Origin of the sequence: Halarchaeum nitratireducens (genome assembly GCF_017874695.1) — an archaeon.
Lineage (GTDB): Archaea > Halobacteriota > Halobacteria > Halobacteriales > Halobacteriaceae > Halarchaeum > Halarchaeum nitratireducens.
Map to the genome: position 1 here is coordinate 76,885 of NZ_JAGIKY010000001.1, position 24,560 is coordinate 101,444.

Genomic DNA, 24,560 nt, shown 5'->3' on the forward strand with positions numbered 1-24,560 from the left:
GTCGACAAAAAATTGATCACCTACCATAACGATCTTTCGATATGGTGGATGCTACCATCGACGTCATCGATCGCGGGGGGCTCGAATGCGACCTCAACTACCTCATTGAGGGGAACACGCTCGGGAGCCACGACGAACCGAACCCGGACACGGACTACGTCGAGATCCCGGTGTACAACCTCGTCATCGACCATCCGGAGGCGACGATCCTCTGGGACACCGGCAACCACGAGGAGGCGCTCGACGGCGCGTGGCCGGAGGAGTTGAAGCAGGCCTTCTACCCGCACGACGTCCGCGAGCACACGCTTGCGGGGGACCTCGCGGACGCCGGCTACGACCTCGACGACATCGACGCCGTCTTCCAAACCCACCTCCACCTCGACCACGCCGGCGGTCTCCATCACTTTGACGGGACGGACGTTCCGGTGTACGTCCACGAGAAGGAGATCAAGTTCGCGTACTACTCCGCGAAGACCGACGAGGGGAGCGGCGCTTACATCCTCAACGACTTCGATCACGACCTGAACTGGCAGGTGCTCCATCGGGACAGAGAGACGCACTTCGAGGACGTGGAGTTCATCCGCTTCCCCGGCCACACCCCGGGACTCACCGGAACGATGGTTCACCTCGACGACGCAGGCACCGTGATCTTCACCGGCGACGAGGTCTATCAGGCCGAGAACTACGAGAACGGGACGCCGCTCGGCGCCCAACTCCTCTGGAGCGGTCGACACTGGTTCGACAGCCTCCAGACGATCCGCGACCTCCAGCGGCGCCACGACGCGGAGGTCGTCTACGGCCACGACCCCGAGCAGTACGCGGAGATCGGCGGGGGGTGGTCGTAGATGGCGTACGAACGCTCCGTCTCCGCGGCCGATCACGACCTCGTGCCGGAGAGCGTCTGGAACATCCGCCTCCCCGAGCTCCGCTTCGGGCGCGACGCCACCGCCGAACTCCCCCACCAGATCCGCGACATCGGCGTCCCCGACGGCGCACACGGCCTCCTCGTCACCGACGAGACGCTCGTCGACGTCGGACACGCCGGCCGGGTCCGCGACGTCCTCGTCGACGCCGGCCTCGACGTCGACGTCTACGACGACTGCGAGCGCGAGCCGTCCGTCGCGGCCACCGAGGACTGCATCTCCTTCGTCCGCGACGAACAGGGCGAGGCGGGCTACGACTTCTACGTCGGTCTCGGCGGCGGGAGCTGTCTGGACACCGCGAAGGTGACGCGCTCCGTCATCGCGAACGGCGGCGAGCCCCTCGACTACATCGCCGAACCGACCGGCTCCGGCGAGCCCCTGGAGACGTCCGGCGCGCCCCTCGTCCTGATGCCGACGACGGCCGGGACCGGCTCCGAGATCTCGCCCGTCGCCATCCTCTCGGTCCCCGAGAAGGAGATCAAGGAGGGGATCTCCAGCGCGCACGTCCGCGCCGACGCCGCCGTCCTTGACCCGACGCTGACGACGACCCTCCCCCCCGAGCTCACCGCGCGTACGGCGATGGACGCTCTCGGACACGCCATGGAGGGGTACACGACCCACGAGTACGACTCCCTCCTCCGCCCGAACGACCCCGCGGACCGGCCGGTCTACGCGGGGCGGACGCCGCTCACCGAGATGTTCTCCGAGAAGGCCATCGATCTCCTCTCCTCGAACGTCCGGCGCGTCGTCCACAACGGGGACGACCTCGACGCCCGCGCGAACATGCTCCAAGGTGCGCTCTTCGGTGCCATCGCCGGCCTCACCGCCGGTGCGAGCCTCTGTCACGCGATGGCCTACCCCGTCGGAAACAAGTACCACACCTACCACGGCGAGACCATCGCGGTGTTGACGCCCGCGAGCACGATCGACTACAACTCCGCGAGCGATCCGTCTCGCTTCGCCGACCTCGCCGAACTGTTCGGAATCGAGACGACCGGCCTCACCGATCGGGAGGCCGCCGACGAACTCAAATCCCAGTACGTCCAGCTCCAGCGAGACCTGAACGTCCTCCCGAGCGGCCTCAACGAACTCGCCGGGATCGAGGAGGAGGACATCGACTGGCTCGCGAGCCAGACCGTCGACACGCAGGCGCGCCTCCTGCGCTGCAACCCCCGGCCCGTCGAGAAGGCCGACGTCGCCGCGATCTTCCGCGACGCCCTCCACAACTGGGAGTAATCCCTCCTTCTTTCGGCGGGCCCGCGACGTTGAGCGGCGTCCGCGATCGACAGGCCGTCAGGACGACGGTGAGCACCGCGAACCCGGCTGTCGAACCCCGTAGCGGCGCGAGACGGTCTTTCACCGCTCGTCGATCGCCGCGGTCTGATTTCGCCAATCTCCCCGGCGTCGGGAGGTAGAGTTACGGTCGTCGCCGCCGACGCCTCTACTACATGCCACAGTCCTCGTTCGACGTCACGACGAAGTCGGGACACGAGACCGGTACGACCCTCGTCGTCGGCCAGACGCATCCCGGGCTCGCGGGTGTCACGTCCGCCGACTACCTCGTTCGCCACCTCGACTCGGAACGGACCGGTCACGTCTCGACCGACGACCTCCCGGCCATCGCTCCCTTCGAGGCCGGCGTCCCGCGCCACCACAGCCGGCTGTACACCCTCGACGACGCCCCGCTGTCCGTGCTCGTCGGCGAACTGTTCGTCCCCTTCGGGGCCGCGCGCTCGTACGCCGACACTCTCCTCGCGTGGGCGGAGACGCAGGGCGTCGACGAGATCGCGGTCCTCCACGGCGTCCCGTTCGCCCACGGACCCGACGAACACGCGGTCTTTCACGTCGCGACCGACGGCTACCGGACGGAGCGCCTCCCCGACGACGCCTTCCGCCCGCTGGCGAACGGCTTCCTCGACGGCGTCGCCGGCGAACTCGTCACTCGGAGCCTCGACGGCGCCGCGCCCGAGGTCGGCGTCTACATCACCCCGACGCACCCGCCGGGACCGGACGTCGACGCCTCGCTTCGGTTGCTCACGGCCCTCGAAACCGTCTACGGCTTCGACGTCGACGAGAGCGAGCTCGAAGCGTTGAGCGAGCAACTCCGCGAGTACTACGGGAAGCTCGCCGAGCGCGTCGCGTCCGCCGCCGAGGGCGAGGAGGCGCTCGGCGATTACGACACCCAGAACGGGATGTACATGTGACCGTTCGGCTGTAGCTCCCCACCCAATGAGATACGTTCTCATATACAAACGATAAACCGTTATGAAAGCGTCCGTGCGGAACTGGCTACCCGATCCGCCGGCGGTACCGGTGCGCGCCGCCGCGCTCGGCGTCGAGTCCCTGCTCGCGCTCTGCGCCGCGCTCGGCGTCGAGTGCTGCGCGCTCGGACTGCTCGTCGGCACGCACGGCGCGGCGAGCGTCGGCGTCGTCGTCGGCGCTGCGGGCGCCCTCGGAGGTCTGGTCGTCGCGTCGGCGTACACGCGGACCGACGGCGACGGCCGACGTCGCTGACCGCGTTCCGCGCTCTCGGACGCCTCAGTCCGCCCCGCTCCGCACCGTCAACACCGGCGCGTCCGCCGTCCGGACGACGCGCTCGGTGACGCTCCCGACGAGCACCCGGTCGAGCCCGCGGCGACCGTGCGTCCCCATGACGATGAGGTCGATGTCGTTGGCGCGCGCGTACGCCGTGATCGACTCGTGGACGTTTCCGGTCGTAACGGACCCCTGCGCCTCGACGCCCGCGTCTTCCGCGGCCGCCGTGACGTATTCGACCGCAACCTCACCCTCGTCCTCCAAGTCCTCCACGACCGTCTCCGTCGCGTCTAGCGTGGCGTACGCGCTCGTGTCGACGACGTAGAGCGCGTGGATCCGCGCGCCGTACGTCGCCGCGATGTCGACGGCGTGCTCGACGGCCGCCTCCGCCTCGGGGCTCCCGTCCGTCGGAACGAGTATGTCGTCGTACACGATTCGCACTACGAGCGCCACCGCATAAACACCGTGCCTGACCGCCGCGCCGACCCCCGTCGCTGACTCACCCGCCGTGGTCGGGTACCTCGACGGCCGACGCGTCGACGCGCGCCATCGACCGAAGAGACGAAGCGCACGCGTCCGGGACATCGCGGTAATGGGATCGCAACCGCTGACCGATCGCCTGCTCGCCGCCCTCGACGCCGACGACGAGGCCGACGCAGTCGCCGCACTCGAGCGGTGCCGCGACGCCGACGTCGACGTGCGAAAGGACGCCCTCCGCGCTCTCCGCGATCGCGCCGCGGACCACCCCGACACGCTCGCCCCCATCGTCTCCGATCTCACCGCCTTCCTCACTGACACCGACCGCGCCGTCCGACTGATCGCCGCGAAACTGTTCGCCGCGCTCGCCGACGCCACTCCCGCACACGTCCGGCCGGTCGTCCCCGACCTCGCGGAGCGCCTCGCCGACCCCGACGAGTTCCGCTACGTCCGCGCGCGGAGCGCCGAGGCGATCGGCCGCGTCGCCGACGTATACCCGTCCGACGCCGTGACGCCGGAGGTCGTCGCCGACCTGCTCCTCGGCCTCGACGACGCCACCGACGACGACGTCGCGGGGCGGTTCGCGCTCGCCGTCGAGCGCGTCGCGCTCGGGGATCCCTCGCGGCTCCGCCACCACGCGGAGCGCCTCGCTCGCCACCTCGACGCCGACGGCGATCTCGCTCGCTACCACCTCTGCACGGCGCTCGCGGCCATCGGGTGCGAGCATCCCGACGCCCTCGCCGACGCGCGGGACGCGCTCGGCGACGCGATCGACGACGACGACCCGTGGGTCCGCGCCCGCGCCGCCGAAGCCCTCGGTCTCCTCGCGCGTTCGGACGCCGGCGACGCGCTTCCGGACGCCCTCGCCACGCGCCGCGACGACGACCCATGCGTCGCGGCCCGCGCCCGATTCGCGCTCGGCGACGCGGACGCGAGCGACGCGGACGATCTCGGCTCGATCGACGGCCTTCGCCGGACGACCGCCGACGCCGCCGAGTCGATCGCGGCCCCCGACAGCGAGTGTCCGAACTGCGGCCTCGCGCTCCCCGACGCCGGCCCGCCGATGTGCCCGCGCTGCGGCGCGCCGTACTGAGCGACACGCTCGACGGCCGGCGCGTCGCGTCCGTGAAACCGAAGGGGTTATACAGGATTAGGCAAGCCTAAAAATATGGCAAGGAACGAACCGACGCGACGCGACTACCTGACGTACGGCGGGCTGGCGCTCGGGAGCGGCCTGCTCGCCGGATGTGCGGGATCCGGGGGAGCCGAGTCGACGACGTCGACGACGACCGATGCCGCCACGACCGAGGACACCACGACCGACGCCGACGCGTCGTACAGCGTGACGATGGCACCGATGGGCGACGTGACGTTCGAGACCGTCCCGCAGGACGTGTTGGCGGGCTCGACGAACTACCTCGACATCATGGCCGCGATCGGTCACGGGAGCGCCGCGACGTCGACGTCCAGTCCGTCGACGACGACGCCCTCGCTCGAATACTACTACTCGACGCTCGACGTGTCCACGGACTGGCTGGATCTGGAGAAGGCGGGCGAGTACGCGAAGGAGAAACTCTACGAACTCGACAGCGACGTCCACTTCGTCGACCCCGCGTATCTCAGCACGCTGGACGGCTGGAGCCAGTCCGACCTCCGCGAGGTCGAGGAGAACGTCGGGCCGTTCTTCGGGAACATGTACAGCCGCAAGCACCGACGGCCCCCCGAAGCGTACCGGGACAGCTATCAGTACTACACGCTCTGGGAGCTGGCGTCGAAGTACGCGGCCGTCTTCCGAGAGCGGGAGCGCTTCGAGCAACTGCACAGCCTCAAGCGCGGCCTCATGCGCGACGTCGAGGCGAATCTTCCGCCGGAGCGCGAGCGGCCGACCGTCGGCATGGTGTACCCTCGGCTCTCCGAGGACGCGTTCTACGTCCACAAGCTCAATCAGCCGGGCTACTTCTTCGCACACACGCGACCGCTCGGCGCGAACGATGTCTTCGCGGACATCCAGACGGGCGAGTACGGCGGGAAGCTCGTCGACTACGAGGCGATGCTCGACGCCGACCCGGACGTCATCATCATGAACCACGGGATCTCCTCGTACTACGACGTCCCCGAGACGAAGGCGTCCATCCGCTCGCACAGCGTCGGCTCGCAGCTCATCGCCGTCGAGAACGACCGCCTCTACGCGTCCGGGAACCCGCGTCAGGGCCCGGTCATGAACCTCTTCCAGCTGGAGATGACCGCCAAGCAGTTCTACCCCGACCTGTTCGGCGAGTGGCCGGGCTTCTCCGTCGATCAGTACCCGGAGATCCCCGAGAGCGAACGGCTGTTCGACCGCCAGCGGCTCGCTGACGTCATCAACGGGGAGTTCTGATCGTGAGCGACGACCCTCGCACGACCCACCTGACGCGTCGGAGCTACCTGACGTCCGGCGGCGCGCTCGTCGGCGGCGGTCTGCTCGCCGGCTGTACGGGCGGCGGCGACGGATCGACGGCCACGACGAGTGCGACGAGTACGACCACCGACGAGACGACCGCGACGGCGGACGCCCCGTACACGGTGTCGATGGCCCCGATGGGCGACGTGACCTTCGAGGCCGTCCCCGAGACGATCTTCACGCGGCTCACCCACCTCGCGGGCATGGCGTTCGCGCTCGGGCGCGGAGACGACGTGAACGCGCTGCACGCGCCCGACTACTACGACGCGCTCTGGAACCAGTTCACGCCGCGCCTCCCCGGCGTCGAACTCGACTGGACCGGCCGCTACTCCTCGTGGACCACCTCGAAGGAGAAACTCTACGAACTCGACAGCGACGTCCACCTCGCCGACCCCGCGAGCGTCGTCGCGCTCGACGACTGGGACGTCGCGGACATCGCGGAGATCCGCGACAACGTCGGGCCGTGGTTCGGGAACACGCTCAGCGACGACCACGCCGAGCCACCGGAGGCCTACGCCGACGCGTACGAGTACTACACGCTCTGGGAGCAGTTCGAGAAGGTCGCGCAGGTCTTCGCGGACGAGGACAAGTACGACGCGCTCGCCGCGATCCACGACGACGTGCTCGACCGCGTCGAGTCGGCCCTCCCAGCGGAAGCGGAGCGCCCGAGCATCGTCATGGGCGGGTTCAGCGACCCCGCCGCGCCCTACGTCTACAACGTCGACACGCCCGGCTTCCTCACCGCGCACGTCCGCCCGTTCGAGCCGGTGGACGCGTTCGGCGACGGCGTACAGTCCGGATCGCGGGTGGACATGGAGTCGCTCGCGGAGGCGAACCCGGACGTCATCCTCGTCTTCGGCGGCCTCCATCCGACCTACGACATGGCGGAGATCCGCTCGTCGCTCGAAGACGACCCCGTCGGCGCGACGATCCCCGCCGTCGAGAACGGCCGTATCTACCCGCAGGGCGGTCGCTACCAGGGTCCCGTCCTCGATCTCTTCCAGCTGGAGATGACGGCGAAGCAGCTCTACCCGGACGTCTTCGGCGAGTGGCCGGAGTACGTCGAGGGGCCGTACCCCGAGCTCCCGGAGAGCGAGCAGTTCTTCGACCGCCAGCGCGTCGCCGACGTCATCAACGGGGAGTTCCGACGATGACTGAGAGCGAGAGCCGAACGGACGGACCGACCCGACGCGATTACCCCACGTACGGCGGCGAGCGCGCCGCCACCATCGTCACCGGCGACGGAGGTGTCTGACCCGTGTCGAACGACGAGGGCGAGCGCGACGCCGACGCTGGCACCGACGCGCTCGCGTACGACGTCGTGATCGTCGGCGGCGGCCCCGCCGGCTCTTCCGCCGCCGTCTTCACCGCCCGGTACGGCCTCGACACGCTCGTCTTCGACCGCGGGAACGCCTCGATACAGCGCTGTGCGTACCTCGAAAACTACCTCGGTTTCCCCGCGGGCGTCGACATCGAGACCTTCTATGACCTGATGCACGACCACCTCGACACCGCGGGCGCGGAACGCCGCGACGCGCTCGTCGAGTCGGTCGAGCCCCACGGTTCGGGATTCGCGCTCACGACGGCGGACGGCGGGACCGTCACGGCGCGCCGCGTCGTCGCGGCGACGCGCTACGACGGCGACTATCTCCGGGGCCTCGACGACGCGGACGCGCTCTTCGAGACCCACGAACGCGACGGCGAGACCCACGAGTACTTCGATCGGGAGTACCCCGACGAAGACGGTCGCACGCCGATCGACGGCGTCTACGTCGCGTCGCCGACGAGCACGGCGGACGCGCAGGCGATCATGGCCGCCGGTCAGGGCGCGCGCACCGCCCGGGCGCTCATCGCCGACGTCCGGCGTGAGCGCGGCTACCCGGCCGCCGTCGCCGATCACTACGACTGGGTGCGCCGCGAGGCCTCGCGCAGCGGCGAGTGGACGACGCGCGAGCGCTGGCGCGAGTGGTTCGCGGAGCGCGCCCCGGACGACGTCGACCTCGACGACGAGCGCGTGGTCGAACTGCGCGAGCGGGAGATCGACCGCCGCTTCGACGCCTATCGCACGGCCGACGAGATCGAGGCCGCCGCGGAGCGCGGACAGCGCCGCCTCCTCGATCACGTCGACGACGAGTACATCCTCGACGCCGCCCGCGAGATCGAGGCGGCGCGCGACGACGGGGGTGACTGAGCGTGGCGGGAGCCTCGCACGACGCCGAACGCCCCGGGCGCCTCCGGCGCGTCGTCGACGATTACAGCGCGCTGTTCACGCTCTGTCTCGCGAGCACGCTCGCGATCGTCGCAGGCGGGCTCGTGCAGGTGAGCTTCGGATCGTACACGATGACGCTCGTGCAGGCCTGGCAGGCGGTCTTCAACCCGAACGTGCTCCTCAGCCTCGACGCGTGGGAGGCGTTCGTCTTCGGGTCGCCGGTCCCCGAGATGTCCCGCGCGAGCCTCATCGTCTGGAACATCCGCCTCCCGCGGGTGTTCGTCGCGGCGTTCGTCGGAATGAACCTCGCGGTCTCCGGCGCGATCTTTCAGGCCGTCACGCGCAACGAACTCGCCAGCCCGTACATCCTCGGCGTCTCGTCGGGCGCGGGGCTGACGATCCTGCTCGTACTCGTCGTGTTCTCGGGCGTCACGATCGCGATCCCGTACGTCTTCGGGACGCTCGTGCTCGGGATCTCCTCGCTCCTCCCGGTCATCGCCGCGCTCGGCGGCATCGTCGCGTTCCTCATCGTTTACGTCATCGCGTGGAAGAACGGCACGAGCCCCGTCAGGCTCGTGCTCGCCGGCGTCATCGTCGGGACCGTCTTCAGCTCGCTTCAGACGGGCGTGTTCTTCTTCGCGGACGACCTCGGCGTCGTCCAGTCCGCGATCTCGTGGACGACCGGGTCGCTGACCGGGACGGACTGGGCGCAGGTGCGGATGGTGCTGCCGTGGACGATCGTCGCCATGGGACTCGCGCTGATCAGCGCCCGCCAGCTCAACGTCCTGTTGCTCGGCGAGGAGACGGCGCGCTCGCTCGGGATGGACGTCGAGAAGATCCGATTCGCGCTCTCCGGCGTCGCGGTGCTGGCCGCGGCCGCGAGCATCGCCGCCGCCGGTATCGTCGGCTTCGTCGGCCTCATCGTCCCGCACATGGTGCGCAACATCGTCGGGAGCGACTACCGGCAGCTCGTCATCGGATGTCTGTTCGCCGGTCCCGCGCTGATGGTCGTCGCCGATGTCGGCGCGCGCCTCGCGCTCAGCCCGACGCAGATCCCCGTCGGGATCGTCACCGGCATCGTCGGCGGACCGTACTTCCTCTACCTCATGCGCAAGCAGCAGAACATGGGTGCGATCTAACTCACCCGTCGCCCATTGCTCGCGGCGATTACCGCTGCTTTCCTCCTCGATATTGGCTGCGTCACTCGCTCTCGTCGAGCGCCGCCCGCTCCTCGATCAGCTGGGCGGCCAGCCCGGCCCAATCGCCCCGTAGGACGCCGGCGCCGACGATCGCGGCTCGGGCGGCCCACGAGAGAACGATTCCGACGCAGACCCCGACGATCCCGAAGCCGAGCGTGACCGCGAGGACGTAGGACGATCCGAGCAGAAAGCCGTACGCACCAACGAGGCCGCCGTAGAACGGCGTCCGGGTGTCCCCCGCGCCCTTCAGTGCCCCGGCGAGCGGGAAGTAGACGCCGATGCAGGCCATGGCGACGGCGAACGCCCGGGTGAACGCGACCGCATCATCGATCGTCGCGGCGTCGTCCGTGAACAGCCCGACCAGCGGCTCCGCACCGACGAACAGCCCCGTGCCCGCTGCCCCGAGCGTCAGCAGACTGAGCGCGCAGACCGCGCCGGCGACGTATCGCGCCTCGTCGCGGTCCCCGGCGCCGAGCGCCTGTCCAACGCGGATGCTCGACACCGTCCGGAACGCCCGGAAGAGCGGCGCGGTGAGCTGTTGATAGAGCCGATTGGCGATGTGGTAGGCCGCGGTCGCCTCGGTGCCGAACAGGAGGAGGAGCGCGTTGAACGGGAAGTTGGCGACCTCGGTGCTCAGGCCGCCCGCGACGTCCGGGGCGCTCACCGCGAGGAGCTGTCGGGTCACGACGATATCGCGGGGCCGCGCGAGCGATACCGCCGTGCGCGGACTCCGGATCGCGCCGATGAGGAGCGTGGCCTCGACCACGCGACTCGCCGCCGTCGCGATCCCGACGCCGACGATACCGAGGCGCGGCGCGGGCCCGACCCCGAGCCCCAGCGCGACCGAGAGCAGGATGTTGAGCCCCGTCGCCGCGCCGTTGACGAGCATCGGGGTGCGGGTGTCGCCGATCCCCTGTAGGGCGCGCGCGCCGACGAACCCCGTGATCCGGAACGGCGCGGCCGCCAGCACGACCGCCAGATACTGACCGCCGAGCAGAACGACCCCACGCTCGGCCCCGAGCGCGTCGATCAGGAACTCGCTTCCGAGCACGCCCACGACGGCGATCGGGAGGCCGGCGAGCGCGCCGACGAGCAGGGCCTGAGCGATGGCGCGATCCCGCGTCGCGCTCGACGCCCGCCCGGTCTCCTGACTCGAGATGGCGATCGCGCCGCTCCCCAGCCCCATCCCGACGCGGAGCGGGACGCGCGAGTAGAGGTCCGCGAGACCGATCGCCGCCACCGCTGCCGGGGAGAAAAAGCCCGTGATCAGGACGTCGACGGTCCGCATCAGCGTGTTCAGCGTCTGTTGGAGCGCGATCGGCCAGCCGAGCGAGACGGCGTCCCGCCAGACCGACCGGACGCGGGCCGACACGACGGTCATCGGCCGACGCTTTCGACGGGAGCGACAAATAGGTTCGCGGGAGGGGTCTGCCGGGTGCCGGGGGGCGGCTCGGTATCGGCACATGCGATATATCGGGATCTGCGAGCGTGGGGGTGGGACTACCGCGGGATCACCGCAGAGACGTGATTCGCGATCGACTGATTCGGTGTGCGGGAACTGATCTGCGTGCTCTCCAAACGCTGATCGTACAGCGGTACGTGGACGACTGATTCGGCGCCTCCGTGTTCGCCCCGCTGGAACCACGGTTCGGCGACGAGGCGAACGTCCGATTCAAGTCCGGGGAAGAGTGGGCGATCTGGCAGACGAGGCGCTTCGAGACCCACATTTCGAGGTCACGAAAGGGTGCTGACCATGGGATCTCACGTACGTCTCCACCCGATCGATACCGACTCCTATGCGATCGTAACGGTAGTCCCCTCGACTGCGTCAGTGATCCATCGTGGGTGCATCGGTAGTATTCCCCCCGGGTGTCGGTCCGTGTCGAAGAATCCGACGTCGAGTGCCTCATCTCGATCTGCTTCGAGCGTACCGCCGTCGACGCTACATAGAAAGCAGTTCGTCACGAAATGGACCGTCTCTCCGGACGGATACGAGAACACCTGCTGCTTCGGGTGGGAATACACCCCCGTTAGTCGGTCGACCGTGACTCGAAGACCGGTCTCCTCTCGCACCTCTCGCGAGATCGCCTCCACGACTGCTTCACCCCGTTCGACCGTCCCCGTCGGGAGTGCCCATCGTTCTCTGTCGGCCCGCTTTAACAGCAACACCTCTCCGGACTCATTCAGGACGACCGCACCGACCCCCGGTCGGATGTCCTCTGGCCACGAGTAGTCGGGGCTTTTCCAGGGAGTCGCTGTCCGTGAGAACAACCCCGCAAGCGATCGAATCACTGCGTCGGGGTGAGCGAAATCTCGGGCCGAGGCTGCTACTGGTGTTTCATCTGCGACGAGAACTCCCGTGAGGCCCGCGCGATGTGCGCCGCGGATATCCGTTGCCGGATTATCGCCGATGACGACTCCATTCTGGCCGACGGGGAGTCCTTCGAGGGCCGCCTCAAACATCAGCGGCTCGGGCTTGCCGACGACGGTAGGCGATGTCCCCGTCGCTGTTTCGACCGCGCGAACGATGGCCCCTGCCCCAGGTGCGGGACCGTCAGGGGTCGGAAATGCACCGTCCGGACTCGTCCCGATGAACTGTGCCCCTCGATCGATGTGCCTCGTTGCCCGTCTGATGTCTGCATACGTTGTTTGTTCATCAGCTCCAACAACGACGGCGTCCGGCGACTCATCTGTGACTGTGATTCCCTGCTGACGGAGCTCCGTCTGCAACCCTTCGCTTCCTACCGCCGCCGCCGTGGCGACTCCTTCACGACGAAGGTGAACTGCAGCCGCCCAAGCCGCCGTTACTATCTCCCCTTCGTCCACCCTGATTCCGAGCTCGCGAAGACGCGACGCGACCGTCTCCCGCGTCGGTCGTGGATCGTTCGTGAGAAACCGGATTCGCTTTTCTCGCTCGTAGAGCCGATTTACGCTGTCAACGGCGTGCGGGAGCGCTTCATCGCCGAGGTGGACGACGCCATCGAGGTCGAACAGAAACGTTTCAAATTGGTCAGCGATCATTGCAATCACGTGGTAGTATCACCTACTTATATCTGTTTCTGTGGTTCTGAATACGACGCTTGGGTAGCAGGAAGGGGCCACGAGAAGCCGGCCATGGCGTCCGATGGTCCGCTCAATCCCGCCGCGCCGGCAGTCGCGCTCGCCCCGACAGCGACGATATACATTGCGGTGGCGGGCCGCACCCATTGGCCAGTGAGCCCGGTGCATGATTTATACGTCGCAAGTCGCCACGTCCCCGTATGGACCGTCGGCACTTCCTCGCCGCCGCACTGGCCCCGCTCGCCGGGTGCGCGAACGTCGACGACGCCGAGACGAGCACGTCGCGTACGGACACGACCGCCGTCGACGACTCGGCGTTCGAGCCGGTGCCGGAGGGCGACTGGGAGCGCGCCGACGCCCCGCCCGAGTGGGAGCGAGCGGCCGACCGGCGCATCGACCGTCACCGCCGCGGCGACGTGACGGTCGCGGTCAGTCGGGACGGCGATCCGGTCCCCGACGCCGACGTCAGGCTCCGACTCCGCCGACACGCCTACGACTTCTCGACGGCGTACAACGTCGCGCGCCACTGGTCGAGCGATCCGGACGGCCCGTACCGTCGCTGGGTCTCCCGGCTGTTCAACGAGGCGGTCTTCGAGAACGCCTACAAGTGGCGTCAGTGGACGGCGCCCGACGGCCACCAGCGAACGCACGGCGTCATCACGTTCCTGCGCGCGAACGACGTTGCCGTCGCCGGCGCGCCCGTCGTCTGGCAGAACCACGAGAAGGACGTCCTCCCCGACGAGGTCTGGTCCGCTTACGAGAACGGCGACATCGATCGACTGCGGGAGCTCATCGACGATCACGTCCGCACCTTGGTCGGTCACAATGCCGGCGATCACGGAGTCGAGGACTGGGTGCTCTTGAACGAACAGCTCGGCTTCCACGACTTCACGGACGCGCTCGCGGACGCCCCGCCGACGCGCTCACCGCCGCTGCGCCACTGGTTCGACATCGCGCGCGACGCGGCTCCCGACGCGACGCTCGCCGTCAACGACTACGACATCCTCACGCTCGACCGTCCCGAGCACCGCGATCGGTACGCCGACCTCGTCACGTACCTCCTCGGCGGAGCGGCGCCACCCGACGAAGTCGCGTTTCAGTCGCACGTCACGACGCCCGACGGTTCGATCGGTCCCGCCGAGCAGTACGCCCGCCTCGATCGCTTCGCCGGCCTCGGCGATATCGACCTCGTCGTCTCCGAGTTCGACACGCCCGGGATCGCGGACGAGACCGCGGCCGGCGACTACCTCTATCGAACGCTCAAGACCGTCTACAGCCACCCCGCGAGCGCCGGCTTCCGCCTCTGGGGCTACTGGGACGACCAACACTGGCGCGGGGACGCCCCGCTGTTCCGCGCGGACTGGTCGAAGAAGCCCGGGTACCACGCGTACGTCGACCTCGTCTTCGACCAGTGGTTCACGGACGTCCGCGGGACGACGGACGCGACCGGCGAATTCTCGACGACCGCCGACCTCGGCCGCTACGACCTGCGCGTCGCCGCCGACCCCGAGACGGTGAGCGACGTTCGGGCGATGACCGATCCCGACGGCGAGACGCGCCTCCGCGTCGAACTCTGAGATACCTGTCCCCTCTCCTCTCCTCTCCTCTCCTCTCCTCTCCTCTCCTCTCCTCTCCTCTCGGCCTTTACCGCCCCGGTTCATGCCCCTCACCCGACTCGCCGTTCGGATCGGCGTCGTCGTCCCCACCGGCTCCGTCCCGCACGAGCGCGCCGGGGACGTTCTGCTTCACGGAGTCGAGCGTCCCCTGCACGCGCTTCGCCCCGCGCTCGATCGCGGGGACGTCGTTCGCCTCGCCGTACGCCCGGAGCGCCGCCGCCGACGCGTCGAGGTCGGCGACGAGCGCCCGCAGTTCGTCCAGATCGTCGGGTGCGTCCTCAGACATGGTTCTCACGTCGGTCGTCCAGCCGATCGGCCTTCAGCTCGGGTCGCTCCAGCGACTCGTACGGCACGACGTCGATCCGACAGGTGATGCTCGTCGTCTGTTTGAGCGTCTTCCGTAGCTCCTCGCTCGCCTCGTCGGCCGAGACGTCCGTCTCCGGGTTCTCCTCGGCGACGACGGTCACGACGTCGAGGTCCGGCTTCTCCTCGTGGTCGTCGATGATCACCTCGTACTCGTCGGAGACGCCGTCGTAGGAGCGGACGGCGTCCTCGATGGCGGTCGGCGCGAGCAGGACGCCGTTGACCTTCGTCAGGTCGTCGAGCCGCCCGAGGACGCCGCCTTCGGCGAACCGGAACGTCCGCCCGCAGTCGCAGACGGCCGCGCCCTCGCGCAGTCCGATTTCGTCGCGCAGCTCGAAGCGGATGTACGGCTGGGCGGTTCGGTTCAACGGCGTGATGACGATTTCGCCCGTCTCGCCGGGATCGACGGGCTCCCCGTCCTCGTCGAGCACCTCGATCAGGAACTGGGCCTCGTTGAGGTGGAGGCCGACGCTCTCGCCATCACAGGAGAACCCCCACGCGCCCGCTTCTGTCGCGCCCGCGTGGTCGTAGACGTCGGCGCCCCACGCCTCCTCGATGCGCGCTTTCGTCCCCGGCACGCTCGCGCCGGGTTCGCCCGCACAGACGACGGTGTCGACCGCGAAGTCCGTCGGCTCGAACCCCTCCTCGCGGGTGACCTCCGCCAGCCGAAGCGCGTACGTCGGCGTGCTGGCGAACGCCGTCACGTCGATCTCGCGCATCTTGCGCACGCGCTGTGCGGAGGAGAGGTTCCCGCCCGGCACGACCTCGGCGCCGATGCGCTCGCAGGCGTAGTGCGCCGCCCAGAAGGCGACGAAGACGTTGTACGAGAAGGGAAAGAAGACCCGATCGTCGGGGCGGATGCCCTGCGCCCAGAGCACGGTCGCCCAACAGTCACCCCACCACTCCCAGTCGCTCCACGAGTCGGCCTGTCGAACGGGCTCGCCCGTCGTCCCCGACGTCTGGTGATACTCCGTCACCCCCTCGGGAGACGCCGCGAGCAGGTCGCCGTACGGGAAGGGCTCGCCGCCCTGCGCCTCGCGCAGTTCGCCCTTCTTCGTCGTCGGCACCGCCCGCACGTCCTCGAACGTCTGGATGCCGTCCGGGTCGATCCCTGCCGCGTCGAGTTTCCGCCGGTAGAACGGCGAGTGATCGTAGGCGTATCGGACCTGCTCGCGGAACCGATCGACCTGAAGCGCCCGCAGGTCCGCGCGGTCCATCGTCTCCAGCATCGGGTTCCACATCCGACTCATCGATGTCGCCCCGCCGCGTCCGTGTCTCGTCCCATCGATACCTCGACGGAGACTACCACGAACAATAATGTTTGTGACCGTTCGGCAACGTCGCGCGAACGAATTACGCGAGCCGGGAATCGATGTTCTGGACGTTACGCGGTGCGGACCGCGGTCGCCAGCATCTCGATCGGCGTCGGGGGACGCTCGGCGTCCTCGTCGCGGTCCCCGAGCTGGGTGCGACAGGACGCGCCGGGCGCGACGACGCGGTCACCGTCGCTCTCCGCGACCTGCTCGAAGAGGACCTCCCCGATCGCGTCGCTCATCGAGGTGTGCTCGGCCTCGTAGCCGAAGGATCCCGCCATTCCACAACAGCCCGAATCGAGCGGGTCCACCTCGTAGCCCGCCCGCCGGAGCGCCCCGACCGCGTGGTGGTCCTTCTTCACCGACTTCTGGTGGCAGTGACCGTGATAGGTCAACGTCTCCGTCGTCTCGCGGGTGTCGAGGCCGTCGATCAGTCGGTGCGTGTCAAGGTACTCCATCACGCCGTAGGTGTTCTCCGCGACGGCCTCGACGCGCTCGCCCGAGAGCAGGTCGCGGTAGTCGTGCTGGACCATCACGGCGTCCGAGGGCTCGACGAGGACGACGTCCCACCCGTCCTCGACGCGCGGGTGGAGCTCCGCGACGTTCTCCGACGCCGTCGCGCGCGACTTGTCGAGGAAGCCCTTCGAGTGGGCGGGCCGGCCGCTGTCCGTCCGCTCCGCGAGGTCGACGTGGACGCCCGCCGCCTCCAGCACCTCCACGGTCGCCTTCCCCACCTCGGGGTGGCTGTAGTTCGTGTAGGTGTCGACGAAGAAGACGACGCGCCGGTCGGCCTCCGCTTTCGACACCCGCGAGCCGCCGCGCGCCTCGAACCAGTCGTGCAGCGTCTGCGCGCGGAAGGACGGGAGGCTACGCTCCGACGTGATGCCGAGCGTCCGTTCGAGGAGCGCGCGGGAGCCCGGGATCTTCGCGGCGAGGTTCGAGAGCGGTGCGGCCATCGACCCGAGCTTCGAGAGCGTGTCCACGTTGGCGAAGATCCGATCGCGCAGGCTCGCGCCCTCGCGTTGGTGGTACTCGTGGGTCACCTCGGCCTTCATCTTCGCCATGTCGACCTCGCTCGGACAGTCGTTCGAACAGCCCTTACAGCCGATGCAGAGGTCCATCACCTCGTGCATGAACTCGACGTCGAACTGCTCGTCGGGGAGGTCGCCGCTCATCGCCTGCCGAAGGAGGTTCGCGCGGCCGCGAGTCGCCTGAATCTCCTCGTCGCTCGCGCGGTACGTCGGGCACATCACGCCCCCGGCGGTGTCCTGGTCGGTCCGACAGCCGCCACAGCCGTGACAGAGCTCGACCATCCCCTCGAAGCCGTTGTCGTTCTCCCAGACGAGCTCGGGTTCGAAGTCCGCGTCGAACTCGTAGTCGGGGTCGTAGCGCAGGTCTTCCGTCATCGAGACGCGTCGCGCGCGCTCGGGGACGCCCTCGGGCAGGGTCTCGTCCGGGTCGTAGCCACAGACCTGTCCCGGATTGAGCAGCCAGTCGGGATCGTACGCCGTCTTGAGCTCCCGGAACGTCTCCCAGAGCTCGCGCCCGTAGAGCTTCTCGTTCCACTGGGTGCGCGCGCGCCCGTCACCGTGCTCGCCGGAGACGCTTCCGCCCAGTTCGACGACGAGGTCCGTCACCTCGTCCGCGATGCTCTCGTACGCCGCGAGCCCCTCCTCCGTCTTCGTCGTGATCAACGGACGGATGTGCAGGACGCCCGGCCCCGCGTGGCCGTAGAACGCCCCGAAGGTGTCGTGGTCCGCGAGGATCTCCCGGAAGCCCGCGACGTACTCCGGGAGCACGTCCGCGGGCACCGCGCAGTCCTCGATGAACGAGAGGTGCTTCTCGTCCGTCGTCCGCGAGAGCAGGATCGGGTTGCCTGCCTTCCGGAGCTTCCACACGCGCCCGCGTTCGTCCTCCCCGTGCGCCTCGATCGCGTCCATCGCCGCCGTCCCGACGCGGTCGGCGACGAGCGCGTCCACCTTCTCGCGCCCCTCGTCGTCGCTCTCGGCGTAGAACTCGACGAGGAGCGCCGCCCGCGTCCCCTCCGGAAGCATCTCGACGACGTCGTGGAACTCCGAGGTGTCGCCCGCGAGATCGATCAGCGTGTCGTCGATGAACTCCACGGCCGCCGGGTCGTGTTCGAGCACCTCCGTGACGTCCTCGACCGCCGCCGTCAGCTCGTCGTAGGTGAGGAGCGCGACGGCCTTCGTCTCCGGGATGGGTTCGAGTGAGACGGTCGCTTCCGTGACGATCGCGAGCGTCCCCTCCGACCCCGCGAGCAGGCGCGCGAGGTTCACCGTCGCGTCGTCGGGAAGCGCGTCCCCCTCGTCGGCCGCATCCGCACCCGCGTCCGCGTCCGCCGCGGCCCGCGCTCCCTCGTAGGCCTCGTCGACGAGCATGTCGAAGTTGTAGCCGGAGACGTTGCGCTTCAACTCGGGATAGCGCGCGTCGATCTCCGCGCGCTCGGTTTCGAGCACGTCGAGGACGGCCGCGTGGATGCGCCCCTCGATGTCGCCCTCGGCGTCCGCGCGCTCGCGGATCTCGCCGATCGACACCTCACCGAAGCGCGTCACGCTCCCGTCCGCGAGGACTGCCTCGACCTCCTCGACGTACGCGTCCGTCTTGCCGTACTTCAGCGAGTGCGACCCCGTCGAGTTGTTCCCGATCGCGCCGCCGATGACGCTCCGGTCGCCCGCCGCGGGATCGGGCGCGAACTTCAGGTCGTAAACCGAGAGCCCGTCGTTCAGCCGCGCGAGCGTGATGCCGGGCTGGACGCGCACCGTCCGGGCCTCCGGGTCGGCGTCCGCCGCGCCGTCCATGTGGCGCGTGAAGTCGAGGACGACCGCCTCGTTCACCGTCTGGCCCGCGAGGCTCGTCCCGCCGCCCCGCGGGAGCACTGGGACGTCCTCGGCCGCGCAGTACTCCACCACCGCCGCGACGTCCGCCGTGTTCCGCGGGAAGACGACGCCGATCGGCGTCACCTCGTACGGGCTCGCGTCCGTCGCGTACAGTTCGCGCGAGTACGAATCGAAGCGCACCTCGCCGTCGGCGCGCCGGTCGAGCGCGTCGAGCAGATCGGGCCGCTCGACGTCCTCGCCCGCGTAATCGTAGTCGGCGTCCGATGCCGTCGCCGGATCCGGCGGCGCGGCGTCCGTCTGTCGCGTCGTCATGGTGTTATCGTGAGAGTGGTCGCTAGCGTTATCAAAGTACACCGTCGGGAGACGGGGACCGGTCCGGCTCGGTCCGTGCTCGTCGCGCGCCCGCGACTCCCGGTGATCAGTACTGGCCGATGGAGACCGGCGGGCTCCCGTGTGGCCCGTAGGGCGCGTCGTCGAGCCACTCGCCCGCGGGCTCGTAGTAGTCCGCGAGCGCCGCCGCGAGGCGCTTTTTCGCCTTCGTCACGACGCGCTCGCCCTGGAGGTATTCGAGCGCTTGTGCCGCCGCGTCCTTGTTCCACTCGCCGGCGCGCCGGCGGCGCTCGGCGCACTTCTCGATCTCCGCGCGCGCGACCGCGTCGACGTCCGCGGCGAGCGCGCCCGCGATGGCCGAGGCGACCGCGTCCGCGTCCGCGATCCCCGAGTTCATCCCGCGCGCCCCGAACGGCGCGAAGAGGTGGGCAGCCTCGCCCGCGAGCAGCACGCGAGCGTGCTCGTCGGCGTACGCGTCGGCGTTGACCTGTTTGAACTGGTAGGCCGACACCCACTCCACGCGGTCGCGGTACCGCTCGCCGAGCGCGCGCGCCGCGTACTCCGAGATGACCGCGTCGCTCGTGATCCGGTCCGGGTCGTCGTCCGGCTTACACTGGATGTCGACGCGCCAGCCGCCCTGGAACGGGACGATCAGGAGGTTGCGACCGCCGAGCTCGGGCGCGTCGTAGTGGAAGACGCGCTCGGGCGGGCGCGGATCGTCCGGGACCTCCTCGATGTCCGCGATGATGAAGTAGTTCTCCGACTGATCGCCCGCGAAGTCCGCCCCGATCTCCTTGCGGACGGTCGAGCCCGCGCCGTCCGCACCCACGACGTACGACGCCTCGTGCGTCTCGCCGTCCCCCGTGTCGACCGTGACGCCGTCCGGGCGCGATTCGACGGTCTCCACGGGCGTGTTCCAGTGAATGTCGATCCCGACGTCGTCGAGCGTGTCGAGCAGGACGTCCTCCGTCCACACCTGCGGGAGGCTGGTGAACGGCGGGAGCCCGTCATCCGCGTCGAGTGGGTCGTCGTACGTGCGCGAGAAGACCTCCTCGCCGCGGAACAGCGTCCGTCGGGTCGGCCAGACCATCCCTCGCTCGGCGAGGTCCGAGCCGAGGTCCGGATGGAGGGCGTCCAACGTCCGCAGCGTCGCACCGTGGACGAAGATGGCGCGACTCCCCGGTCGATCGCGGTCCTCTGGGTCCGCCTCGTACAACTCGACGGGGATACCCCGCGCCTGCAGACCGAGCGCCGCGACCATCCCGGTCGGCCCCGCGCCCGCGACGATGACTTGGTCCTCACTCATCTTTCCTGATCAATCTATTTCGGTCCACTTGGTGTTTACGCATCCACCTACGACCGGCTATCCAATGACCGACGAACGAGAAAATACGCCATTTCTCTTACGACAGACGATGAGCCGTCAGGGGGGTCCGTACTCGATCCCGCTAGTCGGTGCCCTCCGTATCGGTGGCCGTGTCGATCTCCCCGTAATGCTCTTCGAGGTACGCGCGCCCCTCCGGCGTCTCCACGAGGATGTCGTCGAAGATGGCCGCGTCCGTCTGGAACTTGTGGACGTTCCGGAGCATCGTGTTGTGGAAGTCCTCGAGGAAGTCGCCGTGCTCCTTGAAGAACTCGTGCACCCACCGTCCCATCTGTTCGTCGCTGCGGAACTGCGTGACGAGGTGCCAGTGATACCGGCTGTCGGCGTTGAAGAACATGAGCACGTGCGGGTCCTCCCGGAGGTCCCAGTAGCACGACTCCCACCCCTCCGCGAAGTTCGGGTAGTGAAACGCGATCCGGAAGAGGTAGTGGCGGAACATCTCCTGGTTCGGGAAGATCGTCTCGCGGAACGCGCCCGACTCGGAGAGCTCGCGGAGGATCTCGTTGATGCGGTTGTGCGAGAGCTCGATCCCGTACTCGTTTTTCAGGATATCGCTGAGCTCGCGCGTCGAGACCGTCGGATACTCGACTCGCACCTTCATGATGACCACGTCGCGCGGTGAGATGTCGAGATCGCCGTTCGAACTGCTCATGGCGGCTCTTTCGCCCCCGCTTCACGAAAACGTTCGTGCTGTTTTCCGCCCTCCCGGACCGTGCGTCGCCGTCGTCGCCTCGCCGCGCTGCGGTCGACGGTATCGCGGAGCCGCGCTCGCCGGGCCGCGACTCACCGATCACCCCGCCGCGGGACGATCCCGATCTCCCTTTTCACGCACAGCCGTTCCTCGGTCGTTCGCCCCTTGGCTCGTCCCTCCGACGACACCGACGACACCGTTCGAACCGCCCGGCGGCTCATGCGAACCGTCCGCACCGGCTGTACACTCTGTCTACTCAGACAACACGTCCAACAATCCTGAATGGAACCCCCATCTGGCAGTGTTGATCAGAATATCTGTACGGAAAGTACACTCGGTAATTCTGAGCAGTATTACTAGAATACCGAACCACCTGGCTCCCTACTCCCCCTCGACTCGAATCCGACCGATCCGCGGTCGAACGGCGCGCCCCCTCAGATCTCGGTCACGCGCCGGTAGTCGTCGTCGAGCGCCTGCGCGTCCTCCGGCAGGAGCGCGACGGCGATGTACGGTGCGTACTCGTGGAAGTAGTCGACGAGCGCCGCGATCCGACTCGAATCGATGGCCTCCAGCGAGTCCAAGAGCATGAACGGACACTCCTCGTACACCTCGTGGACGAGGTAGCCCGCCAGTCCGAAGACGAGCCCGATGACCTCGCGTTCGGACTCCGAGAGGTGCTCGACCGTGTCCTCGTACGCCGTGCCGTCCGCCCCCGTCCGGATCACGTGGAGCCGGAAGGCCGTCCGCTCGACCTTGCGGCGCCCCTCGCGGACCTGCTCGGTGGCGCGCTCGATCCAGACCCGCGAGACGTTCCCGTAGTCGAGCACGTCGAGCACCGTCTCCATGTGCTCGTTGAACGATTCGACGGCCTCCGCCTCCAGTCGCTCGATCCGCGTCCGCAGCTCCGCGAGCTCGTCCGCGATCGACTCGCGTTTCTCCGTCAGCTCCGACTTCCGATCGACCTCGGCTTCGAGCGACGCGATCTCGGACTCGATGTCCTCCAAGTCGTCCTGCAGGTCGTTCAACTCGAACTGGAGTTCGTTCGCCTCCCGGTGGAGGTCGAGCACGGCGCTGTGTCGGCCCGCCTCCAGCTCCTCGACCGTCTCCTCCAAGTCCTCGACGGCGTCGGCCGCCTCCTCGCGGCTTTCGGTGAGTCGCTCGACGTTGGCCTCGCGGGTCTCGATCTCCTCGCCGAGCTCTTCGAGGCGCGCCTCGAGGTCCTCGCGGCGCTCGACGCGCGTCTCGATCTCGTTGCGTTCCGACTGGACCTCCTCGAGTTCGGTCGTCACCGACGATCGCTCCTGTCGCTTCTCCCGAGCGAGCTCGCGGAGCGTGTCCAGCGTCTCCTCGATCTCTTCCATCGACACCTCAGAACCGCACGTCCAACAGCGCCCCGCCGCGCTCTCCGCGCCGGCGAGGAGCGCGTCCGTCACCGCGTTCGACCCGTCTCCGCCCTCGTCGTCGGCGAGCAACTGGAGCACCTCGGTGTGCTCGCCCTCCAACATCTCCTCGTTGAACTGGATGAGGCTCTGGAGCTGCGTGATCGTCGAGTCGAGCTCGCGCTTTCGATCGCGAAGCGACGACACCTGTTCGTCGAGGTAGTCCGCGCGCTCCTCCGAGACGCTCTCTAACTCCTCGAGCGTCGCGGCGACGTCCTCGCGCTCCGACCGCACCGACGAGAGGCTGGATCGCTCGTTCTCCAGCCGGGAGGCGATCCGGTCCAGCTCCGCTCGGCGATCGTTGAGGTCGTCGAGCGCGTCTTCCAATTCGTCGCGCTCCTCGCGGGACTCGTCGACGTCGGCGTCCGCGTCGTCGATCTCCGCTTGCTTCTCTTCGAGGGCCTCGCGTTTCGCCTCGATCTCGTCGAGCAGCTCCACGCGGCGCTCCTCCAAGTCGGGGATCCGCCGTCCCGCGGCCTCCGCGTTCTCGATTTCGTCGTCGATCCGATCGCGCTCCGCGACCAGTTCGTCGATCCGATCGTTGATCGCCTCGGTGTCGACCGGCCGCATCACGAGCTCGCGCAGGTCGCCCTGCGTCGCCACCGCGCGTCGCGCCTCGTTGTCCTCCAACAGGAAGGCGAACAGGTCCGCCACCTCGGCGTCGTCGACGATCGGATCGCCGGAGAAGTCGACGCCGTCCCCGCGCCGCGTCAGCACGCGCGTGAACGTCTCTCCGTCGAGATCGGCCTCGACGCGTCCCTCCTCGCTGTCGCCCTTGAGCGTGGCGCGCTCGCTGCCCGCGACGGCCATGAGCGACTGCAGGAACGACGTCCGGTTCGTCGCGTTCCGTCCGACGAGGACGTTCACGCCGGGTGTGAGGCTGACTGCGGTCTCTTCGATACCGCCGATGTTGGACACGCGCACGTCGACACCCGTGCCCGTCTCTCGGCTCGTCTGCATACCACCGTGGTACGACGCCCGCCGACTTATATGTACTGCAGACTCAGGCGGTCGAGTCGAGGCGGCAGTCACAGCCGCCCGCTTCGAGGAGGTCGCCGAACTCGTGGCGCCGCCCGCACTCGTCGCAGGTCACGTGCGTCGTCACGATGACGTCGAAGCCGTCGATCGCCACCTCCTCGCCCGCGAGTCGTTCGAGGTTGTTCGCGGCGATCTTCTCCGTACGCGTCTCCAGCGATCCGACCGTGTTCCGCGTCGAAGCGACGCGATCCGCCGGCTCGGGGTTCTTCTCGACGTCCAGACACTCGCGGAGGTGCGTGTGGATCGATTGGTGAGAGACGAAATCCCGCCGCACCGCCTCGACGTCGACGCCGTCGCGTTCGAGTCGGCCGATCGCTTGCGTCCGCATCCCCGCGCTCACGTCGTCGTCCGTCAGGAGCCGATACGTGTTCTCCAGTTCGCCGTCAAGCACCTCGACGTTCGCCGCGCGTAGCGCCGCCTCCAGCACGCGCCGATTGAAGTACTGCTTGAGATCCCGGAGGCTGTACGACTCCCCGTCCTCGCCGCGCCACAGCGACGCGAGCTCGCCGTCGATGTCGTCGAGCCCGTACGCGTCCGCGACGCGCCCGACCTTACAGTCACAGGACCGTTCGTCCGAACTCATCTATACCTCGCATAAGCTGAGATCGTATATAGTAGCATCGGTCATCGGTTTACAAACCTATACGTGTAAGTGATAACGGACGCGTCAGCCGCCCGTCTCGGC

20 protein-coding genes are annotated in these 24,560 nt (G+C 68.4%); 10 read left to right on the plus strand and 10 right to left on the minus strand.

Annotated features, from left to right (window positions below):
- Positions 1–41: 41 nt before the first annotated feature.
- The 4 genes from J2754_RS00395 to J2754_RS00410 all read left to right on the plus strand — a co-directional run bounded on the left by J2754_RS00395 (position 42) and on the right by J2754_RS00410 (position 3,437).
- Complete coding sequence (locus J2754_RS00395) at positions 42–845, plus strand: N-acyl homoserine lactonase family protein (RefSeq protein WP_188877259.1); 804 nt, start codon at positions 42–44, stop codon at positions 843–845.
- On the plus strand, positions 846–2,159 hold the full coding sequence (locus J2754_RS00400; protein WP_188877258.1) for a hydroxyacid-oxoacid transhydrogenase: 1,314 nt from the start codon (positions 846–848) through the stop codon (positions 2,157–2,159). It begins immediately after the preceding gene.
- Between the two features lie 212 nt (positions 2,160–2,371).
- Positions 2,372–3,127 (plus strand): proteasome assembly chaperone family protein, encoded by a 756-nt coding sequence (locus J2754_RS00405; RefSeq protein ID WP_211086373.1) that lies wholly within the window; start codon positions 2,372–2,374, stop codon positions 3,125–3,127.
- Between the two features lie 61 nt (positions 3,128–3,188).
- The gene (locus J2754_RS00410) at positions 3,189–3,437 is read left to right on the plus strand and encodes a hypothetical protein (protein WP_211086374.1); all 249 of its coding nucleotides are present in this window, start codon (positions 3,189–3,191) and stop codon (positions 3,435–3,437) included.
- A 24-nt stretch (positions 3,438–3,461) separates the two neighbouring features.
- Here J2754_RS00410 and J2754_RS00415 read toward each other — a convergent pair whose 3' ends face one another.
- Positions 3,462–3,890: a universal stress protein gene (locus tag J2754_RS00415; RefSeq protein ID WP_188877254.1), complete on the minus strand. Its 429-nt coding sequence runs from the start codon at positions 3,888–3,890 to the stop codon at positions 3,462–3,464.
- A 160-nt stretch (positions 3,891–4,050) separates the two neighbouring features.
- Between J2754_RS00415 and J2754_RS00420 the strand changes: the two genes are divergently transcribed.
- The 5 genes from J2754_RS00420 (at position 4,051) to J2754_RS00440 (ending at position 9,723) form a co-directional block, all read left to right on the plus strand.
- Positions 4,051–5,028, plus strand: coding sequence for a HEAT repeat domain-containing protein (locus J2754_RS00420; protein ID WP_211086375.1), 978 nt, complete (start codon positions 4,051–4,053; stop codon positions 5,026–5,028).
- 75 nt (positions 5,029–5,103) lie between these two features.
- Positions 5,104–6,312 carry an ABC transporter substrate-binding protein gene (locus J2754_RS00425; RefSeq protein WP_188877252.1) on the plus strand — a complete coding sequence of 403 codons (1,209 nt, stop codon included), beginning with the start codon at positions 5,104–5,106 and terminating at the stop codon, positions 6,310–6,312.
- 47 nt (positions 6,313–6,359) lie between these two features.
- Positions 6,360–7,529, plus strand: coding sequence for an ABC transporter substrate-binding protein (locus tag J2754_RS00430; protein ID WP_425350952.1), 1,170 nt, complete (start codon positions 6,360–6,362; stop codon positions 7,527–7,529).
- A 104-nt stretch (positions 7,530–7,633) separates the two neighbouring features.
- On the plus strand, positions 7,634–8,566 hold the full coding sequence (locus J2754_RS00435; RefSeq protein ID WP_211086377.1) for an NAD(P)/FAD-dependent oxidoreductase: 933 nt from the start codon (positions 7,634–7,636) through the stop codon (positions 8,564–8,566).
- 71 nt (positions 8,567–8,637) lie between these two features.
- Positions 8,638–9,723: a FecCD family ABC transporter permease gene (locus J2754_RS00440; RefSeq protein WP_245332840.1), complete on the plus strand. Its 1,086-nt coding sequence runs from the start codon at positions 8,638–8,640 to the stop codon at positions 9,721–9,723.
- 61 nt (positions 9,724–9,784) lie between these two features.
- On the opposite strand, the gene J2754_RS00445 is transcribed toward J2754_RS00440, so the two are convergent.
- Both J2754_RS00445 and J2754_RS00450 read right to left on the minus strand, forming a co-directional pair.
- Positions 9,785–11,164, minus strand: a complete 1,380-nt coding sequence (locus tag J2754_RS00445; protein ID WP_211086379.1) for an MATE family efflux transporter — start codon at positions 11,162–11,164, stop codon at positions 9,785–9,787.
- Positions 11,165–11,577: 413 nt separating this feature from the next.
- Positions 11,578–12,804: an HAD-IIA family hydrolase gene (locus J2754_RS00450; RefSeq protein ID WP_188877249.1), complete on the minus strand. Its 1,227-nt coding sequence runs from the start codon at positions 12,802–12,804 to the stop codon at positions 11,578–11,580.
- A 239-nt stretch (positions 12,805–13,043) separates the two neighbouring features.
- On the opposite strand from J2754_RS00450, the gene J2754_RS00455 reads away from it, so the two are divergent.
- Positions 13,044–14,420: an endo-1,4-beta-xylanase gene (locus J2754_RS00455; protein WP_188877247.1), complete on the plus strand. Its 1,377-nt coding sequence runs from the start codon at positions 13,044–13,046 to the stop codon at positions 14,418–14,420.
- 67 nt (positions 14,421–14,487) lie between these two features.
- Here J2754_RS00455 and J2754_RS00460 read toward each other — a convergent pair whose 3' ends face one another.
- From J2754_RS00460 to rdfA, 7 genes are all read right to left on the minus strand, one after another.
- Positions 14,488–14,745: a hypothetical protein gene (locus J2754_RS00460; RefSeq protein WP_188877246.1), complete on the minus strand. Its 258-nt coding sequence runs from the start codon at positions 14,743–14,745 to the stop codon at positions 14,488–14,490.
- Positions 14,738–16,072 carry a phenylacetate--CoA ligase family protein gene (locus tag J2754_RS00465; RefSeq protein ID WP_245332825.1) on the minus strand — a complete coding sequence of 445 codons (1,335 nt, stop codon included), beginning with the start codon at positions 16,070–16,072 and terminating at the stop codon, positions 14,738–14,740. Before J2754_RS00465 ends, J2754_RS00460 begins: the two co-directional genes overlap by 8 nt.
- Before the next feature lie 134 nt (positions 16,073–16,206).
- Complete coding sequence (locus J2754_RS00470) at positions 16,207–19,305, minus strand: FAD-binding and (Fe-S)-binding domain-containing protein (RefSeq protein ID WP_211086380.1); 3,099 nt, start codon at positions 19,303–19,305, stop codon at positions 16,207–16,209.
- A 106-nt stretch (positions 19,306–19,411) separates the two neighbouring features.
- Positions 19,412–20,629 (minus strand): FAD-dependent monooxygenase, encoded by a 1,218-nt coding sequence (locus J2754_RS00475; protein WP_211086381.1) that lies wholly within the window; start codon positions 20,627–20,629, stop codon positions 19,412–19,414.
- Between the two features lie 142 nt (positions 20,630–20,771).
- Positions 20,772–21,359 carry a helix-turn-helix domain-containing protein gene (locus tag J2754_RS00480; protein WP_188877242.1) on the minus strand — a complete coding sequence of 196 codons (588 nt, stop codon included), beginning with the start codon at positions 21,357–21,359 and terminating at the stop codon, positions 20,772–20,774.
- Between the two features lie 473 nt (positions 21,360–21,832).
- The gene (locus J2754_RS00485; protein ID WP_188877241.1) at positions 21,833–23,797 is read right to left on the minus strand and encodes an archaea-specific SMC-related protein; all 1,965 of its coding nucleotides are present in this window, start codon (positions 23,795–23,797) and stop codon (positions 21,833–21,835) included.
- A gap of 43 nt (positions 23,798–23,840) precedes the next feature.
- A complete protein-coding gene (gene rdfA / locus J2754_RS00490; protein ID WP_188877240.1) occupies positions 23,841–24,458 on the minus strand; it encodes a rod-determining factor RdfA in 618 nt (205 codons plus the stop codon).
- Between the last annotated feature and the right edge of the window lie 102 nt (positions 24,459–24,560).

Coding starts and splice junctions, on each gene's coding strand:
- J2754_RS00485 (WP_188877241.1), bottom strand. CDS start 23,797: ATGCAGACGAGCCGAGAGACGGGCACGGGTGTCGACGTGCGCGTGTCC.
- J2754_RS00420 (WP_211086375.1), top strand. CDS start 4,051: ATGGGATCGCAACCGCTGACCGATCGCCTGCTCGCCGCCCTCGACGCC.
- J2754_RS00405 (WP_211086373.1), top strand. CDS start 2,372: ATGCCACAGTCCTCGTTCGACGTCACGACGAAGTCGGGACACGAGACC.
- J2754_RS00425 (WP_188877252.1), top strand. CDS start 5,104: ATGGCAAGGAACGAACCGACGCGACGCGACTACCTGACGTACGGCGGG.
- J2754_RS00470 (WP_211086380.1), bottom strand. CDS start 19,305: ATGACGACGCGACAGACGGACGCCGCGCCGCCGGATCCGGCGACGGCA.
- J2754_RS00480 (WP_188877242.1), bottom strand. CDS start 21,359: ATGAGCAGTTCGAACGGCGATCTCGACATCTCACCGCGCGACGTGGTC.
- J2754_RS00395 (WP_188877259.1), top strand. CDS start 42: ATGGTGGATGCTACCATCGACGTCATCGATCGCGGGGGGCTCGAATGC.
- J2754_RS00400 (WP_188877258.1), top strand. CDS start 846: ATGGCGTACGAACGCTCCGTCTCCGCGGCCGATCACGACCTCGTGCCG.
- J2754_RS00450 (WP_188877249.1), bottom strand. CDS start 12,804: ATGATCGCTGACCAATTTGAAACGTTTCTGTTCGACCTCGATGGCGTC.
- J2754_RS00445 (WP_211086379.1), bottom strand. CDS start 11,164: ATGACCGTCGTGTCGGCCCGCGTCCGGTCGGTCTGGCGGGACGCCGTC.
- J2754_RS00475 (WP_211086381.1), bottom strand. CDS start 20,629: ATGAGTGAGGACCAAGTCATCGTCGCGGGCGCGGGGCCGACCGGGATG.
- J2754_RS00465 (WP_245332825.1), bottom strand. CDS start 16,072: ATGAGTCGGATGTGGAACCCGATGCTGGAGACGATGGACCGCGCGGAC.
- J2754_RS00410 (WP_211086374.1), top strand. CDS start 3,189: ATGAAAGCGTCCGTGCGGAACTGGCTACCCGATCCGCCGGCGGTACCG.
- J2754_RS00460 (WP_188877246.1), bottom strand. CDS start 14,745: ATGTCTGAGGACGCACCCGACGATCTGGACGAACTGCGGGCGCTCGTC.
- J2754_RS00455 (WP_188877247.1), top strand. CDS start 13,044: ATGGACCGTCGGCACTTCCTCGCCGCCGCACTGGCCCCGCTCGCCGGG.
- rdfA (WP_188877240.1), bottom strand. CDS start 24,458: ATGAGTTCGGACGAACGGTCCTGTGACTGTAAGGTCGGGCGCGTCGCG.